The 14,449-nt window shown below is 71.7% G+C and carries 14 protein-coding genes and 1 tRNA gene (1 of these 15 only partly in view); 2 read left to right on the forward strand and 13 right to left on the reverse strand.

Features of this window, described 5'->3' with window-relative positions; translation table 11 throughout:
* The 7 genes from ACFU3E_RS30020 to ACFU3E_RS30050 all read right to left on the reverse strand — a co-directional run.
* Positions 1-19: transfer RNA gene (locus tag ACFU3E_RS30020), tRNA-Ala, on the reverse strand; it reaches 154 nt to the left of the window's first position.
* A 74-nt stretch (positions 20-93) separates the two neighbouring features.
* Positions 94-768: a histidine phosphatase family protein gene (locus ACFU3E_RS30025; RefSeq protein WP_384165131.1), complete on the reverse strand. Its 675-nt coding sequence runs from the start codon at positions 766-768 to the stop codon at positions 94-96.
* On the reverse strand, positions 759-1,205 hold the full coding sequence (gene rsfS, locus ACFU3E_RS30030; protein ID WP_384165072.1) for a ribosome silencing factor: 447 nt from the start codon (positions 1,203-1,205) through the stop codon (positions 759-761). Before rsfS ends, ACFU3E_RS30025 begins: the two co-directional genes overlap by 10 nt.
* Before the next feature lie 104 nt (positions 1,206-1,309).
* Positions 1,310-3,025, reverse strand: coding sequence for an LCP family protein (locus ACFU3E_RS30035; protein WP_384165075.1), 1,716 nt, complete (start codon positions 3,023-3,025; stop codon positions 1,310-1,312).
* A gap of 16 nt (positions 3,026-3,041) precedes the next feature.
* Positions 3,042-3,785: a nicotinate-nucleotide adenylyltransferase gene (gene nadD / locus ACFU3E_RS30040; RefSeq protein WP_384165078.1), complete on the reverse strand. Its 744-nt coding sequence runs from the start codon at positions 3,783-3,785 to the stop codon at positions 3,042-3,044.
* A gap of 85 nt (positions 3,786-3,870) precedes the next feature.
* Complete coding sequence (locus tag ACFU3E_RS30045) at positions 3,871-4,035, reverse strand: hypothetical protein (RefSeq protein ID WP_248500526.1); 165 nt, start codon at positions 4,033-4,035, stop codon at positions 3,871-3,873.
* A 165-nt stretch (positions 4,036-4,200) separates the two neighbouring features.
* Positions 4,201-4,359, reverse strand: coding sequence for a hypothetical protein (locus ACFU3E_RS30050; RefSeq protein ID WP_384165081.1), 159 nt, complete (start codon positions 4,357-4,359; stop codon positions 4,201-4,203).
* 124 nt (positions 4,360-4,483) lie between these two features.
* Here ACFU3E_RS30050 and ACFU3E_RS30055 point away from each other — a divergent pair, with 124 nt between their 5' ends.
* Complete coding sequence (locus tag ACFU3E_RS30055) at positions 4,484-5,605, forward strand: M48 family metallopeptidase (RefSeq protein WP_384165134.1); 1,122 nt, start codon at positions 4,484-4,486, stop codon at positions 5,603-5,605.
* A 38-nt stretch (positions 5,606-5,643) separates the two neighbouring features.
* Here the strand turns inward: ACFU3E_RS30055 and ACFU3E_RS30060 are convergent, their stop codons facing one another.
* The 5 genes from ACFU3E_RS30060 to proB form a co-directional block, all read right to left on the reverse strand.
* Positions 5,644-6,714, reverse strand: a complete 1,071-nt coding sequence (locus ACFU3E_RS30060) for a hypothetical protein (protein ID WP_384165085.1) — start codon at positions 6,712-6,714, stop codon at positions 5,644-5,646.
* A gap of 90 nt (positions 6,715-6,804) precedes the next feature.
* Positions 6,805-7,407 (reverse strand): hypothetical protein, encoded by a 603-nt coding sequence (locus tag ACFU3E_RS30065; protein WP_384165087.1) that lies wholly within the window; start codon positions 7,405-7,407, stop codon positions 6,805-6,807.
* A gap of 170 nt (positions 7,408-7,577) precedes the next feature.
* The gene (locus tag ACFU3E_RS30070) at positions 7,578-8,864 is read right to left on the reverse strand and encodes a glutamate-5-semialdehyde dehydrogenase (protein ID WP_384165090.1); all 1,287 of its coding nucleotides are present in this window, start codon (positions 8,862-8,864) and stop codon (positions 7,578-7,580) included.
* 72 nt (positions 8,865-8,936) lie between these two features.
* The gene (locus tag ACFU3E_RS30075) at positions 8,937-9,404 is read right to left on the reverse strand and encodes a hypothetical protein (protein ID WP_174569427.1); all 468 of its coding nucleotides are present in this window, start codon (positions 9,402-9,404) and stop codon (positions 8,937-8,939) included.
* Positions 9,405-9,529: 125 nt separating this feature from the next.
* Complete coding sequence (gene proB, locus ACFU3E_RS30080) at positions 9,530-10,690, reverse strand: glutamate 5-kinase (protein WP_384165137.1); 1,161 nt, start codon at positions 10,688-10,690, stop codon at positions 9,530-9,532.
* A 331-nt stretch (positions 10,691-11,021) separates the two neighbouring features.
* Here proB and ACFU3E_RS30085 point away from each other — a divergent pair, with 331 nt between their 5' ends.
* Complete coding sequence (locus ACFU3E_RS30085) at positions 11,022-13,055, forward strand: hypothetical protein (RefSeq protein WP_384165140.1); 2,034 nt, start codon at positions 11,022-11,024, stop codon at positions 13,053-13,055.
* A gap of 55 nt (positions 13,056-13,110) precedes the next feature.
* On the opposite strand, the gene ACFU3E_RS30090 is transcribed toward ACFU3E_RS30085, so the two are convergent.
* Positions 13,111-14,319, reverse strand: coding sequence for a glycosyltransferase family 2 protein (locus tag ACFU3E_RS30090; protein ID WP_384165094.1), 1,209 nt, complete (start codon positions 14,317-14,319; stop codon positions 13,111-13,113).
* Between the last annotated feature and the right edge of the window lie 130 nt (positions 14,320-14,449).

The following is a 14,449-nucleotide window of genomic DNA, read 5'->3' on the forward strand; positions in this document are numbered from 1 at the left end:
CCAACTGAGCTATAGCCCCTCGTGTCCGTCCCCGCTGGCGGGGCGAACAAGAAGAACTTTAGCCTGCGACCTGCCGGAAAGTGAAATCCGGGGTCAGTCGTCGTCGCCGAGCACCGGTTCCGGCAGGGTGCCGGCGTTGTGCTCCAGCAGACGCCAGCCGCAGGCGCCTTCGCCGAGCACGGACCAGCAGCAGTTGGAGAGTCCGCCGAGGCTCTCCCAGTTGCGGGGGTCGAGCCCCAGCAGGCGGCCGATGGTGGTGCGGATCGTGCCGCCGTGGCTGACCACGACGAGCGTGCCGCCCTCGGGGAGCTTCTCGGCGTGCCGCAGCACCACGGGGGCGGCGCGGTCGGCGACCTCGGTCTCCAGTTCGCCACCACCGCGGCGCACCGGCTCGCCGCGCTTCCACGCGGCGTACTCCTCGCCGTGGCGGGCGATGATCTCGTCGTGCGTCAGGCCCTGCCAGACACCCGCGTAGGTCTCCCGGAGCGCCTCGTCGTGGGTCACGTCGAGACCGGTGAGCATGGCGAGCTCGGCGGCGGTGGCCGCGGCGCGCCTGAGGTCGGAGGCGACCACCGCGTCCGGCTCCAGGGAGGCGAGCAGCCGGGCCGCGCGGCGGGCCTGGGCGACGCCGGTCTCGGTCAGCTCGACGTCCGTGCTGCCCTGGAAGCGGCGCTCCACGTTCCACAAGGTCTGGCCGTGCCGCCACAGGATGACGCGACGGCCCCGGCCCTTCCCGGCGGACGCCTCACTGAAGGAGGTCACCGCCAGTCACCGTCCAGTTCCGCCGCCTCCTCGGCCGCCTGCAGCTTGGCGTGCTCCTCGGCCTTGCCGCGGGTGGCCTTGGCCTCCTCGGGCAGTTCGAGCTCGGGGCAGTCCTTCCACAGCCGCTCCAGGGCGTAGAAGACGCGCTCCTCGCTGTGCTGGACATGGACGACGATGTCGACGTAGTCGAGCAGCACCCAGCGGGCCTCGCGGTCGCCCTCGCGGCGTACCGGCTTGGCGCCGAGTTCCTTCGAGAGGCGCTCCTCGATCTCGTCGACAATCGCCTTGACCTGGCGGTCGTTGGGCGCGGAGGCCAGCAGGAAGGCGTCCGTGATGGACAGCACGTCGCTGACGTCGTAGGCGACGATGTCGTGGGCCAGCTTGTCGGCGGCCGCCTGGGCGGCGGTGTTGATCAGCTCGTGAGAGCGGTCGGTCACGGTCACTACAAGGCTTTCGGTCGGCGGACACTTGCCACCAAGGGTCTCACGGACCGCCGTGGGCCCCCCACGCGATGACGGGGATCACGTGGGGAGCGTCCTCCCGCCGGCTAACCGGACGACGGCTCGTAGTCCTGGCCGAGGACCACGGAGACGTCGGCGCTCGCGGAGACCCGGCCCTTGGTCACGGAGCCCGCGGGCAGGCCCAGGGTCTTGGCGACCTCGGCGGCGTTCGCCTTGTCGGCGGCGTCGGCGTAGACGACCTCGGAGGTGGCTCGGGCGGTGCCGGTGCCACGCTCCAGGAAGGTGAAGCCGCCGTTGAGGAGGACGACGCGGGCCTTCTCGGTGTTGTCCTTGACGCCGGTGGCGTTCTGGACGGAGACGCTGACGGCGGCGTCCTTGTCGGGGCTCTTGGCGGTGCCGCCGAGGACGTTCTTGACCACACCCGCGCTTGCCTGGGCGCTGAGTGTGCCGTCGTTCTGGACGGGCAGCAGGTCGGTCCTGACGTCGCCGCCCTTGGCGAGGTCGGAGAGCCCGGCGAGGAAGGTGCCGAGGTCCTTGTCGGTGAGGGACGGGTCCAGGATCTGCGCGAGGGTCTGGATGGTCGTCGTCGCTGCCTGCGGGTCGGAGGACATCTTGCGCAGGACGCCCTGCATGACCTGCCCGAAGCGCTCCAGCTGGGCGTTCTGGGCCTCGCCGGGAGCGCGGTAGGTGGCGTAGGCGACCGCCATCTTGCCGCTGAGGGTCTGGTCCTGGCCCTTGTTGACCAGGGGGGCCTCGCCCTTCTTCTTGGCACCGGGGTCGGGGACGTCGGCGTCGGTGTCGACGTCGATGTTGCCGACGAGGTCGACGAGGTTCTGCAGGTAGGGGGTGTCCAGGCGCCAGGTGCCTTCGATGTCGGTGCCGAGGACCCTGTCGAGCGCGTCGCGGGTGCCGTCGGAGCCGTCGTCCTCGACCGACTTCGCGAGCGTCGTCGTGGTGCCGTCGTCGCTGGTCAAGGTGAGGGAGTTGGGCAGCAGGACGGTGGTGCCGCGCTTGGTGGTGGCGTTGTCGACGAGGAGGGCGGTGGAGGTGCCGCCGCCCTTGGTCTCGTGGAGGTGGACGACGACCACGTCGCGCTTCTGGGCGCCCGCGGCCGTCGCGGTGCCCGCCTTGGAATCGTCGGAGGACAGGCCGGGCAGCTTGCCGGCGTACCAGAGGTAGCCGACGCCGCCGGCCGCGACGAGCGCGAACACGACCGCCAGGGCGACGATCCGGCTGCGGGCCCGGCGCCGGGCCTCCTCGCGGCGTTCGGTGCGGTTCTCGGTGAACTTCAGCCAGTCGATGACGTCCTCGGAGTTGGCGTCCGGTTCCTCGACGAAGGCGAACTGCTCGGTGTGGTAATCCCGTTGCGGCTCGGCGGGGTCTTCCCGGTCGTGGGCCGGGCCGGCCTGCTGCGGGATGCGGGCGGTCTGCTGCGCGGTCTGTTCGGCGACGCGGGGCTGCCGGCCGGTGGCTCCGGCGGCGGTGGCCTGGCCGTAGGGGTCGTGCGGGGTGCCCTGCGCGGGGCCGCCCTGGTGCGGGGCGGTGCCGTACGGGTCGTAGGAGCCGTAGTCGTACGCGGGCGGGGACTGCTGCTGGAACTGCTGGCCCTGCTGCGCGTACGGGTCGTAGCCGTAGCCCTGCTGGTGCTGCTGCCCGGGCTGGCCCTGCTGGGTGTACGGGTCGTAGGGCTGCTGCTGGTGCTGCTGGGGCCGGACCTGCCGGTAGACAGGCTGGCCGTACTCGTCGTAGCCGACGAGCTCGTACTGGTCTTCCCCGTACCCCGGGTCGTATCGGTCGTTCACCGGTGCCCCTCTCGGCTCACTCGCCGCGGTACAGCTCGCGCTTGTCGATATAGCGCACGACGCCGTCCGGCACCAGGTACCAGATGGGATCGCCCTTGGCGACTCTCGCACGGCAGTCGGTGGAGGAGATGGCCAGAGCGGGAACCTCCACGAGCGAGACACCGCCCTCCGGGAGACCGGAGTCGTCCAGGTGGTGGCCCGGCCGGGTGGCTCCGATGAAGTGCGCCAGGGAGAACAGCTCCTCGCTGTCCCGCCAGGTGAGGATCTGGGCGAGCGCGTCGGCGCCGGTGATGAAGAACAGGTCCGTGTCCGGGTTGAGCGCGCGCAGGTCACGCAGGGTGTCCACGGTGTAGGTGGGACCGCCGCGGTCGATGTCGATGCGGCTCACGGAGAACTGGGGGTTCTCGGCGGTCGCGATGACCGTCATCAGGTAGCGGTCCTCGGCCGGGGAGACGCTGCGGTGGGTCTTCTGCCAGGGCTGGCCGGTCGGGACGAAGACCACCTCGTCGAGGTGGAACGCCGCCGCGACCTCGCTGGCCGCCACCAGGTGCCCGTGGTGGATCGGGTCGAAGGTGCCGCCCATGACGCCGAGACGGCGCTTGCCCGGCCTCGACGGGCTCGTGCCGGATCCGTCGGCCCGGCGGGCCACCGCGGAGGCACGGCGGGGCTCCGAGTGTCGCTCGGTTCCGCTCGCCGTGTCCTGTGCCGGGTCGTGCGGCGTCTCGTTCGCCGGACCGGTAGGCATGTCCTGCTCTCCCATGCGTGCAGACCCTACCGGCCCTGCCTGAGGGCTCCGGCCGCCCCCGTGGTCCCCCGGGCATCCTCCGCGGGATGCCCCGCCGGTCTCAGCGGTCGCGGTTGAAGCGGGTGGTGATCCACAGCAGGAGGAGCAGGATGAAGAGTGCCGCACCACCCGTGAGGTAGGGGTTGAGGCTCTCGTGGTTTCCGCCGTGCTCCTCGCCCTCGGCGGCGAGGGTGACCAACTGGGCAGCGGTGCTGTGGAAGCTCATCTTCGGCAGGACCTATCGCGTGTGGGCGGGATAAAGACGTCGGCTCATCGTAAGCGGGCGCCCCTTCCGCGATCACCCCGACTCCGCCTGTTCGTGCCGCGGGCGGTCAGGCGTGCCGCCGCCGGACCCGGTCCCGGGGCCCGGCGGGGGAACCTTCGCCTGGCCTCAGTCGTCCTTCCGTCTGTAGCCACGCAGCAGGAACCATGCGGTCAGCACACAGCCCAGGATCATCACGATCAGCACGATGCGCAGCATCCCCGGCCCTTGCTGCTCGGCGGCGCTCGCGGCCTCGGCGAGCCAGGCGGGTGCGGGGTGGTACTGCATGGCGGTGGTCTCCTTCGCTGTACTGCCCGACCACCGTAACTCCGCCTAGGCTGGGCACTGCCTCGGGGAAGCAAAAGGCCGCACAAGGGGCCGCAAAGGTCACACCAGACGCATGGGGGAAGACATGTCCGACGGCCACGAGCACAACGGGCACGAGCACGTGCCGAGCAGGCAGCGCAGGCGCTTCCCCGGAATCTCGTCGCGCACGTACGAGCATCCGGCCGACCGCTCCGCCTTGGTGGCGCTGCGTAAGCTGAGCGGTTTCGACACGGTGTTCAAGGCGCTCAGCGGGCTCCTGCCCGAGCGCAGTCTGCGGCTACTGTTCCTGTCCGACTCCGTGCGGGTCTCGGACCAGCAGTTCGCCCATCTGAACGTGATGCTGCGGGACGCCTGCTACATCCTGGACCTGGAGAAGGTCCCGCCGATGTACGTGAACCAGGACCCGCAGCCCAACGCGATGTGCATCGGCCTCGACGAGCCGATCATCGTCGTCACGACCGGTCTCGTCGAGCTGCTCGACGAGGAGGAGATGCGGGCGGTCGTCGGGCACGAGGTGGGGCACGCGCTGTCCGGGCACTCCGTCTACCGGACCATCCTGCTGTTCCTGACCAGCCTCGCCGTCCGGGTCGCCTGGATCCCGCTGGGCAACTTCGCGATCATGGCGATCGTGACCGGGCTGCGGGAGTGGTTCCGCAAGTCGGAGCTGTCCGCGGACCGGGCGGGGCTGCTGGTCGGGCAGGACCTGCAGGCGTCCATGCGCGGCCTGATGAAAATCGCGGGCGGCAACCACCTGCACGAGATGAACGTGGACGCGTTCCTCGCCCAGGCCGAGGAGTACGAGGCGGGCGGTGACCTGCGTGACTCCGTGCTGAAGATCCTGAACGTGCTGCCCCGCTCCCACCCCTTCACCGCCGTGCGGGCGGCCGAGCTGAAGAAGTGGGCCGAGTCCCGGGACTACCAGCGGATCATGGACGGCCACTACCCGCGGCGCGACGAGGACCAGAACACCTCCGTCCGGGACTCCTGGCGGGAATCGGCGAACCACTACAGCACCCACGTGAAGAGCTCCAAGGACCCGCTGATGAAGCTGGTCACGGACCTCGCCGACGGCGCCGGCGATCTGGGCGACCGGGTCCGCCGCGGCTTCGGCGGCTTCACGGACTCGTCCCCGAAGCCGCCCCAGGGACCGGAGACGGGCACGTCGGACTCCCCGGGGGACGACCGGCCGCCGCGCGACGGGAGCTGAGGGCGCCGACGGCCCGCCGCAGCGCCTCGGGCGCGCCCTCACACCTTCGGCTGCGCGCCCGTCGCCAGAGAGCCGCACAGGGCCGTCGCGCTGCCCGTGGCGTAGGGGTCGGTGCCCGCGGGGCCGCCCTCCTTGGCGGTCTGGCCGGCGAGGAGCGGCCGGAGGTGGTTCGTGGAGTCCTCGGCGCAGGAGTGCGGGCCGGCCTGGACGTAGGAGACGACGAGCTGGGCCTGGTGCAGCCGCAGGTCGTCGCGGTCGAAGCGGAAGTGCAGCTCGCGCCGGAGGGTGAACAGGGACACCTCGTCCTTGTCGTCGGACCCGGCGGGCCGCAGCGCGTACACGAACGTGTGGTCGGCGGTGACCTCGAGCGTGGACGAGTCGGCCTCGGCGGCCTGCAGCGTGCCCTGGGCTCGGACCCTGTGGTCGGCGAGCTCGGCGCGCGAGGGGTCGAAGCGGACCAGCCAGCCGGTGGGCGCGTGGTGTCCGTCGGCGGTGGGGCGGGCGAAGCTCTGGTCGAACTGCTCCAGCTGGTCGGGGTCGAGCAGCACGCGGACGGCGCGGACCTCACCGCCCGTGAGCACCTTCGGGTCCAGGGCCGACCGGACGATGTAGTCCTTTGCGGTGGTCAGGGCGCTCACGACCTGGCTGTCGGAGAAGTGCGCGGTGCGTCGCGAGGCGGGCAGCGGCACGCCCTCCGCGCCGGTCCGGAACTGTGCGGCGGGGCTGCGCTCGTACAGCTTCGCCGGATCGGCCGTGCCGGGCACCTTGCCCTCGGGGGCGAGCGGGATGACGGTCATCCGCAGGGGCTCGATGGACTCCCGGGCGGCAGGCGTCTGGTAGGGGTGCCGTACACCCATGTAGATCGCGGTGCCGAAGGCGACGGCGATCAGCAGGACCAGGACGAGAGCCTGCCGGGACAGGCCGCGGCGCAGTGGCGGCCGGCGTCGCACGGCGGGCGCGTGATCGGCGATGCGCTCCTGCGCGGAGAACTCCTGGAGGCGGGCAGCACGGACGAACGACTCGTCGAAGACGACGGATCGGTATTCGTCCTCGCCACCTCCGGGGGCGCCCTCGGGAGTGCCCTCAGGTGGGTTTCCAGGCCCGCCCATAACTTCAGGGTAGGTCGCCGGAAGGTCAGGTAAACGCCCCGCTGCACCACAAGTTCTGACAGGTTCTCACCAAGAGGGGGCGGGTTCCGGTCAGGGGCTGCGGGGGATCACCGAGACAGCCGGCTGGGAGTAGTCGGCGGAAGCCGAGGGGGCGGCTCCACTGCCCTGTTCCAGCCCGGTCGAGGCGGGCGGCGGGGCGGGCTCCTCGCGGTTGGAGGACGCACCCCGGTAGACCGCCGTGAAGGCCAGGGCGACCATGCCGATGCCCATCACGAGGGCGAGCAGCCAGGCGACCGGGCGGTGCCAGCGGAACTGTTTGGAGTACGGCCCCGAGCTGCCGTAGTGGTCCTCGAGGACGTCCGGGTCGTCGAGCTCGTCGAGCTCGGGATCATGGCCGAAATCGCCGCGCCCCTCCGGGCCGTACCCGTCGTCGTACCGCTCGCCTCTGGTGTGGGCGCGGCGCGCCTCCGCCTCGGAGGCCTCGGCTCTCGCCTGCGCCGCGGCCAGGAGGCGCTCCACAGCGGTCGGCTCGTGCACCACGGCCGCGCGTACGAAGGCCTCGTCGAAGACCACGGGGGCGAACTCTTCGTCCGACACTCCGCGGTCGTGGTCGTCGTCGGGCTCCCGGCCGTCCGGAAACGGCGTGCCCCCCACGTCCTCCGGCACGCATCCAGAGTAGACCTGGGGGGTCAATTTGGGCAGACGGTACGGAAATTCATCCGCCGGTCGAGACGGTTTCCACGGTGCCCGGGACGGCGCACGCCCGCCCGGTCCGCCCCTGCCGCGCGCATCCGCGCCACCCGGACCGCCCCGCACGCCCAAGCACTGCCCCGCATGCCGCCGTACTCCGCGGGAAGCGCTGCTCAGCGCCGCACGTGCCCGTCCCCGGTGACGATGTACTTCGTGCTGGTCAGCTCCGGCAGGCCCATGGGGCCGCGGGCGTGCAGCTTCTGCGTGGAGATGCCGATCTCCGCGCCGAAGCCGAACTGGCCGCCGTCGGTGAAGCGGGTGGAGGCGTTGACGGCGACCGTGGTGGAGTCGACCAGCTGGGTGAAGCGGCGGGCCGCCTGCTGGGAGGTCGTCACGATGGCCTCGGTGTGGCCGGAGGTCCACAGCCGGATGTGCTCGACGGCCTTGTCCAGGGAGTCCACGACCGCCGCGGCGATGTCGTACGACAGGTACTCGGTCTCCCAGTCCTCGGCCGTCGCCTCCACGACCGTGGCCTTGGAGTCCTTGGCGTGGGCCTGCACACGCTCGTCGGCGTGCACGGTGACCCCGGCCTCCGCGAGGGCGTCCAGGGCACGCGGCAGGAACGCGGCGGCGATGTCCTGGTGGACCAGCAGGGTCTCGGCGGCGTTGCAGACGCCGACCCGCTGGGCCTTGGAGTTGATCAGGATCTCGACGGCCATGTCCAGGTCGGCCTGCGCGTCGACGTAGACGTGGCAGTTGCCGGTGCCGGTCTCGATGACCGGGACGACGGACTCCTGGACGACCGTGTTGATCAGGGAGGCACCGCCGCGCGGGATGAGCACGTCGACCAGGCCCCGGGCGCGCATCAGCTCGCGCACGCTGTCGCGGCTCTCCCCGGGGACGAGCTGGATGGCGTCGGCGGGCAGCCCTGCCCCGCCGACGGCGTCGCGCAGGACGCGCACGAGGGCGGTGTTCGACTGGTACGCCGAGGAGGAGCCGCGCAGCAGGACCGCGTTGCCGGACTTCAGGCAGAGGGCGGCGGCGTCGACGGTGACGTTGGGCCGGCCCTCGTAGATGATCCCGACGACGCCGAGCGGCACGCGGACCTGGCGCAGGTCGATGCCGTTGGGCAGCGTGGAGCCGCGGACGACCTCGCCGACCGGGTCGGGCAGCGCGGCGACGTCGCGCACGTCGGAGGCGATGGCGCGGATCCGCTCGGGGGTGAGCGTGAGCCGGTCGATCATGCCCTCGCTGATGCCGGCCTCGCGGGCCTTGGCCACGTCCTTGGCGTTGGCCTCGACGATCTCGCTCGCGCGGACCTCCAGCGCGTCCGCGATGGCGAGCAGCGCGTCGTCCTTCTCGGCCCGGGGCAGCGGCGCGAGGGTCGCGGCGGCGGCCTTGGCGCGGTAGGCGGCCTCGGTGACCGGGGACATGGAGTCGTACGGCGAAAGCGTGGTCATGAGGGAAGGGTAGTGCGCCCGGCGGATCCGTTCATCGCGCGTTTCACACCCCGAGACACTTCCCGGACCGGATCAAAACGGGTGAACTCCGACCGGCGAGGCAGGGGGCGGCCCGTAGCCCTCCGCGATGCGCTGGTGGTACGTCGCCCGGTCGATGACCTCCAGGCCGACGATCTCCCAGGGCGGCAGCCCGGCGGTCTGCCGGTGCTCGCCCCACAGGCGCAGCGCGACGGCGGCCGCGTCGTGGAGGTCGCGGGCCTCCTCCCAGTAGCGGATCTCCGCGTGGTCGACCGCGTACCGGCTGGTCAGGAAGAAGGGATGGTCATGGGCGAGCTGCTCCAAGGCGCGCCGGACCTCCGGGAGCGGGGCTTCCTTGCCGGAGACGCTGAGGGTGACGTGCCACAGGCGCGGGGTGTCGCCGGGCTCCTCGCCCTGGAACCGGTCCCCGGCCGCCACGCTCGTCAGGGCACGCTCCTCACCGGCCGCGCGGGAGCCGGCACCACCGCGGGACGCCTGAGTCCCAGGGCGCACTCGTCTCACGACCGCCTCCTTTGCACAGTGGCGCTGCTGCGTAATAGGTCCCTGGGACAAAGTTGAGCAGGCCGCAAGGGATCGCGTGGCGGTTTTGCGGAACGTCCACCACCGAGGGCGGATGTTCTGGCACATTACGGGTGCAGGACCACCAGGTCGTCCCTGTGTACGACCTCGCGTTCGTACGCGGGTCCGAGTTCGCGGGCCAGTTCCCGGGTCGAGCGGCCGATCAGCCGGGGGATCTCCTTGGCGTCGAAGCTGACGAGCCCGCGGGCCACCGCGTGTCCCGTGCCGTCCCGCAGCTCGACCGGGTCGCCGGCGCTGAACTCGCCCTCGACGGCGGCGATCCCGGCCGGCAGCAGCGACTTGCGGCGGTCCACGACGGCCTGCACGGCGCCGTCGTCCAGGGTCAGCGCGCCCTGCGGAGTGGAGGCGTGCTGGAGCCACAGCAGCCGGCCGGCCGAGCGCTTGCCGGTGGGGTGGAAGAAGGTGCCGGTGTCCTGGCCGGTCAGGGCGTCGGCCGCGTGGATGGCGCTGGTGAGGACGACGGGAACACCGGCGGCGGCCGCGATCCGGGCGGCCTCGACCTTGGTGACCATGCCGCCGGTGCCGACGCCGGCCTTGCCCGTGCTGCCGATCTCGACGTCCGCGAGATCGGAGGGGTCGCGCACCTCGCCGATGCGGGAGGTGCCGGGCCGCGCGGGGTCCCCGTCGTAGACGCCGTCCACGTCGGACAGCAGGACCAGCAGGTCGGCGTGGACGAGGTGGGCGACCAGGGCGGCGAGGCGGTCGTTGTCGCCGAAGCGGATCTCGTCCGTGGCGACGGTGTCGTTCTCGTTGACGATCGGCAAGGCGCCCATCGCGAGCAGCTTGTCGAGGGTGCGCGAGGCGTTGCGGTGGTGCGAGCGGCGGCTCATGTCGTCCGAGGTCAGCAGGATCTGCCCGACGCGGACGCCGTAGCGGGCGAAGGAGGCGGTGTAGCGGGCGACCAGCAGGCCCTGGCCGACGCTGGCGGCGGCCTGCTGCCGGGCGAGGTCCTTGGGGCGGCGGCGCAGGCCCAGCGGCGCGAGGCCGGCGGCGATGGCGCCCGAGGAGACCAGGACGATCTCGCGCTCCCCGCCGCCCTCCCGTCTCCCGCCACCGCTCCCGACCGAGGCCCTACGGGCCGCCCCCTGGTTTCGGACCTTGGCGAGGACGTCGACCAGCGCGTCCACGCGGTCCGCGTCCAGGCCGCCCGAGGCGGTGGTCAGCGAGGAGGACCCGATCTTGACGACGATCCTGCGGGCCTCGCCCACGGCCTGCCTTGCCCCTGCCACGTCGCCGTCCGTCCCCTCGCGTCGATTCGGTCGCTCACCGGGAAATCTACGGGACGGCCGGGCGGGGCGCGGCGCCGGTCCACGCTACGGACGGTGCCGCCCGCGTCACGGGACGCCAGCCGCTCTTCCGCGGTTCCGCCCGCGACCGCCCCCACCCATGACAGGAACACGATCTTCCGCTATGGTCCGGCGACACGCTGGACGGTAGCCGCCCCCATGCCCCGACGACACGCGCGTGTCGTCGGGAGGTCGCCGCGCGTTAACCCGGACGGCCGACCTGCGCCGACCCGACGCTCCTGGAGTGACCGCAGTGCCCGTACCTCTCCCCCGCCCGCAGGCCCTCCTCAAGGGGCTGGTCACCGTCGTCCTGGCCGCCGCGTTCGCCGCACAGGCGATCGCGGCGCTGCTGCCCCACGTTCCGCTGCTGCTCGCCGCGACGGTCGTCTCCCTGGCCACCGAGGGCGCCCTGTACCGCTGGCAGCGCGGGGTGCTGTCGCTGTTCGCCAAATCCCACGCCGACATCACGGTGCGGCACGTCCTGCGGGATCTGCTGCTGGTCGTGGCCCTGCTGCGACTGGGCGAGCAGGACCGGGAGACGGTGTACGCCCCGCTGGTGGCCGGCCTGCTCGTGTTCTACGTGCTGCACTGCGCGATCCAGGCGGTCTACGTACTGGTACGCCGCACCCGCACCCTGCCGGTGGTGACCCGGAACATCGACGCCTCGGCACTGCGGCTGACCCCGGCCCCGTCCGTGCTGCTGTGCCGCCCCGGACAGCGGCTGCTGTTGTTCGGCCTGCCGGCGACGGCCGGGCTGCTGGCCAGCGCGGCGGGCGACCGTCCGGTGTACGCGGCGGCGGGCGTCGCACTCTCCCTCGCCCTCGGGCTGACCGGTCTCGGCGCACTGCTCCTGCGGCTGCTGCCGGGCCGTCGCCCGGCGGACGAGCAGGAGGTGCTCGACTGGTTCGACGCGTGGCTGGCCGCGTACCGGCCGACCGTCGGCCTGTACTTCTCGGGCGGTGCCTCCTCGGCCTACCAGGCGAACATGTGGCTGGAGCCGCTCGCCGGGCTGGACGGCAGGCCGGTCATCATCCTGCGCGAGCGGTTCATGGTGCAGAAGATCGCGGCGACGGACATCCCGATCGTGTGCCTGCCGAAGGTGTCGACGCTGATGCGCCTGGAGCACTCCACGCTTCAGGCCCTCATCCACCCGTCGAACTCCGGCAAGACCTCCCAGGTGCTGCGCATCCCCACGATCAAGCACACCTTCGTCAACCACGGCGAGAGCGACAAGCTGTCCTCGTGCAACCCGTACGCGAAGGCGTACGACGAGGTGTGGGTGGCCGGGCCCGCCGCGCGCGAGCGGTACGCGCTGGCCGAGGTCGGGGTCGAGGACAAGGACGTGGTGGAGACGGGCCGCCCGCAGCTGGACGGCGTGCTGCCCTCCGCGGGGCCGCCGGCCGGGGCTTACACGACCGTGCTGTACGCACCGACCTGGGAGGGCTGGGACGGCAACCCCGGCAACACCTCGGTGATCGCGGCCGGCGAGAACCTGGTGCGGGCGCTCCTCGCGGACCCGGGCGTACGGCTGCTCTACAAGCCGCATCCGCTGACGGGCTCGGTGGACCCGCGCGCCGGCGCGGCCGATCTGCGGATCCGGGAGCTGATCCGGGCGGCCAACCGGGAGCGGACGGAAGCGCGTCCCCAGGACAGCGCGGATCTCGCCCGTCGCACCGCCGAACTGGACCGGCTCACCACGTCGGTCTTCCGGTCCGGGGCCGACACCCTGGAGCGGATGCTGGTGCAGTCGGCGCCGGAGCCGGGCCGCGCACAGGCGGTGGCGCGGGCGACGGCCGCGTGGGAGGAGGCGTACTGGGCCTCGCTGCCGGAGGGCGAGCACCAGATCATCACGGACGCCCGGCCCACGCTGTACTCCTGCTTCAACGTGGCCGACTTGCTGATCAGCGATGTGTCGAGCGTGATCAGCGACTTCCTGGCGAGCGAGAAGCCGTACGCGGTGGCCAACACCAGCGGGCTGCCCGAGGACGCCTTCCGTACGGCGTTCCCGACGGTGGTGGCGGCGACGGTACTGACGCCGGACGCCGCCGGGGTGCCGGCCCTGCTGGAGACGGTCCGGCACCCGGAGCACGACGAACTGGCCCAGGCGCGCGCCGAGTTGAAGCTGCGCCTGCTGGGCCCGGCGGAGCCGTCGTCGCAGGAGCGCTTCAACGAAGCCGTCCGGGCGCTGTGCGGGGAGGCCCGGGACCACCGGGCACGGGTGGCGGAGCGGCTGGCCGCGGTGCCCAGCCCGCGCACCGAGACCGCGGTCCCGACCGCACCGCGCTGAGCGGCGGCAGGCGCGTTCCCTCCGGACGCGGTACCTCCCGGGAGGTCAGCCGCGGTCACGCCGCGTGCCGCACCTCCCGGGACGTCATCACCCGCCGCGCCTTGCGCACAGCGCGGCGCACGAACGTGTCGACGCCGCCCTCCCGGTAGCCCGGGAAGGCCCGGGCCTCCCGGGGCTCGGCGAGGTAGACGGAGTCGGGGACACCGGCGGCGCGGTCCCGGAAGTGCGGGTAGGCCAGGTACACGCGGCGGCCCTTCCTCTCCAGGAGGGCCGCCGCCTGCTTCTTGGCTTTGACGAACTTCACGACGTCCAGGAGCAGTTCGGGACGCTGCTCGGCGACCAGGTGCAGCCGCAGGCGTTCGTGGACCTTGAGGCGCTGGGCGACGCCTTCGGTCCAGTAGGCGTCCGTCAGCGGCTTGGCGAGCTCGAACTTGTGCCGGCGGATCTCCTCGCTGTCCGTCAGGTACTTGGGCCCGAACTGCGGCAGCAGCGTGACGAGGAAGGGCCGGACCATCAGCTGGTCGCGCCGCCCCCCGGCGGGGACGAGCTCGGCGATGAGGTCCATCAGGGCCCGCGCGGAGTCGAAGCGCAGCGTGTAACTGCCGCTCTTCGTCACGTGCTTGCCGTCGTCACGGCCGACCAGGTAGTAGCAGGTGTGGTCGGCCACCACGGAGACGCCGTCCGCCCGCAGATACGCCTCCATCGTGAACAGCGCGTCCTCGCCGGTGAACAGCGACTCGTCGAAGCGCATGCCGTGCCGGTCCAGCAGCGCACGCCGGAACAGCTTCTGCGCGCTGAGCGTGAACTTGATGTTGGAGGAGAAGACGTCCGTCCGCTCCACCGTCGTGCCCCACATGGACTTCGGCGCCGAGCGGTTGACGCCCTCGACCTTGCCGAGCACCACGTCCGTGCCGGCACGGTCGGCCATGGCGACCATCCGCTCCAGGGCCTCGGGGCCCAGCCGGTCGTCGGCGTCGAGGAAGAAGACGTAGCGCCCGGCGGCCTTGCCCAGGCCGACGTTGCGCGGGCCGCTGGGGCCGCCGGAGTTCTCCTGCCGGATCACCAGAACATGCATGGGAGCCCGCTCGGCGAACTCCTCCAGGCACTCCCCCGTTCCGTCCGTCGAACCGTCGTCCACCGCGATGACCTCGACGCGTGTCGGATCGATGGTCTGTGCCTCGACGGACGAGAGGCACTCGATCAGATACGGCATCGCTTCGTACGCCCCGATGATCACACTCACATCAGGCTGCGCAACGGTCACGTTTCCCCCTAGTCAATGGGATATTCCCCCTGTATCGCCTCATTCGCTACTGGATAGACGGGTGATCGAGGCAAGCGGTTGCCTCGGACACACGTGTGAGTGGTTCAGCTCACAAAGTGAACGAACAGGA

The organism is Streptomyces sp. NPDC057424 (assembly GCF_042803315.1).
Taxonomy (GTDB): Bacteria; Actinomycetota; Actinomycetes; order Streptomycetales; family Streptomycetaceae; genus Streptomyces.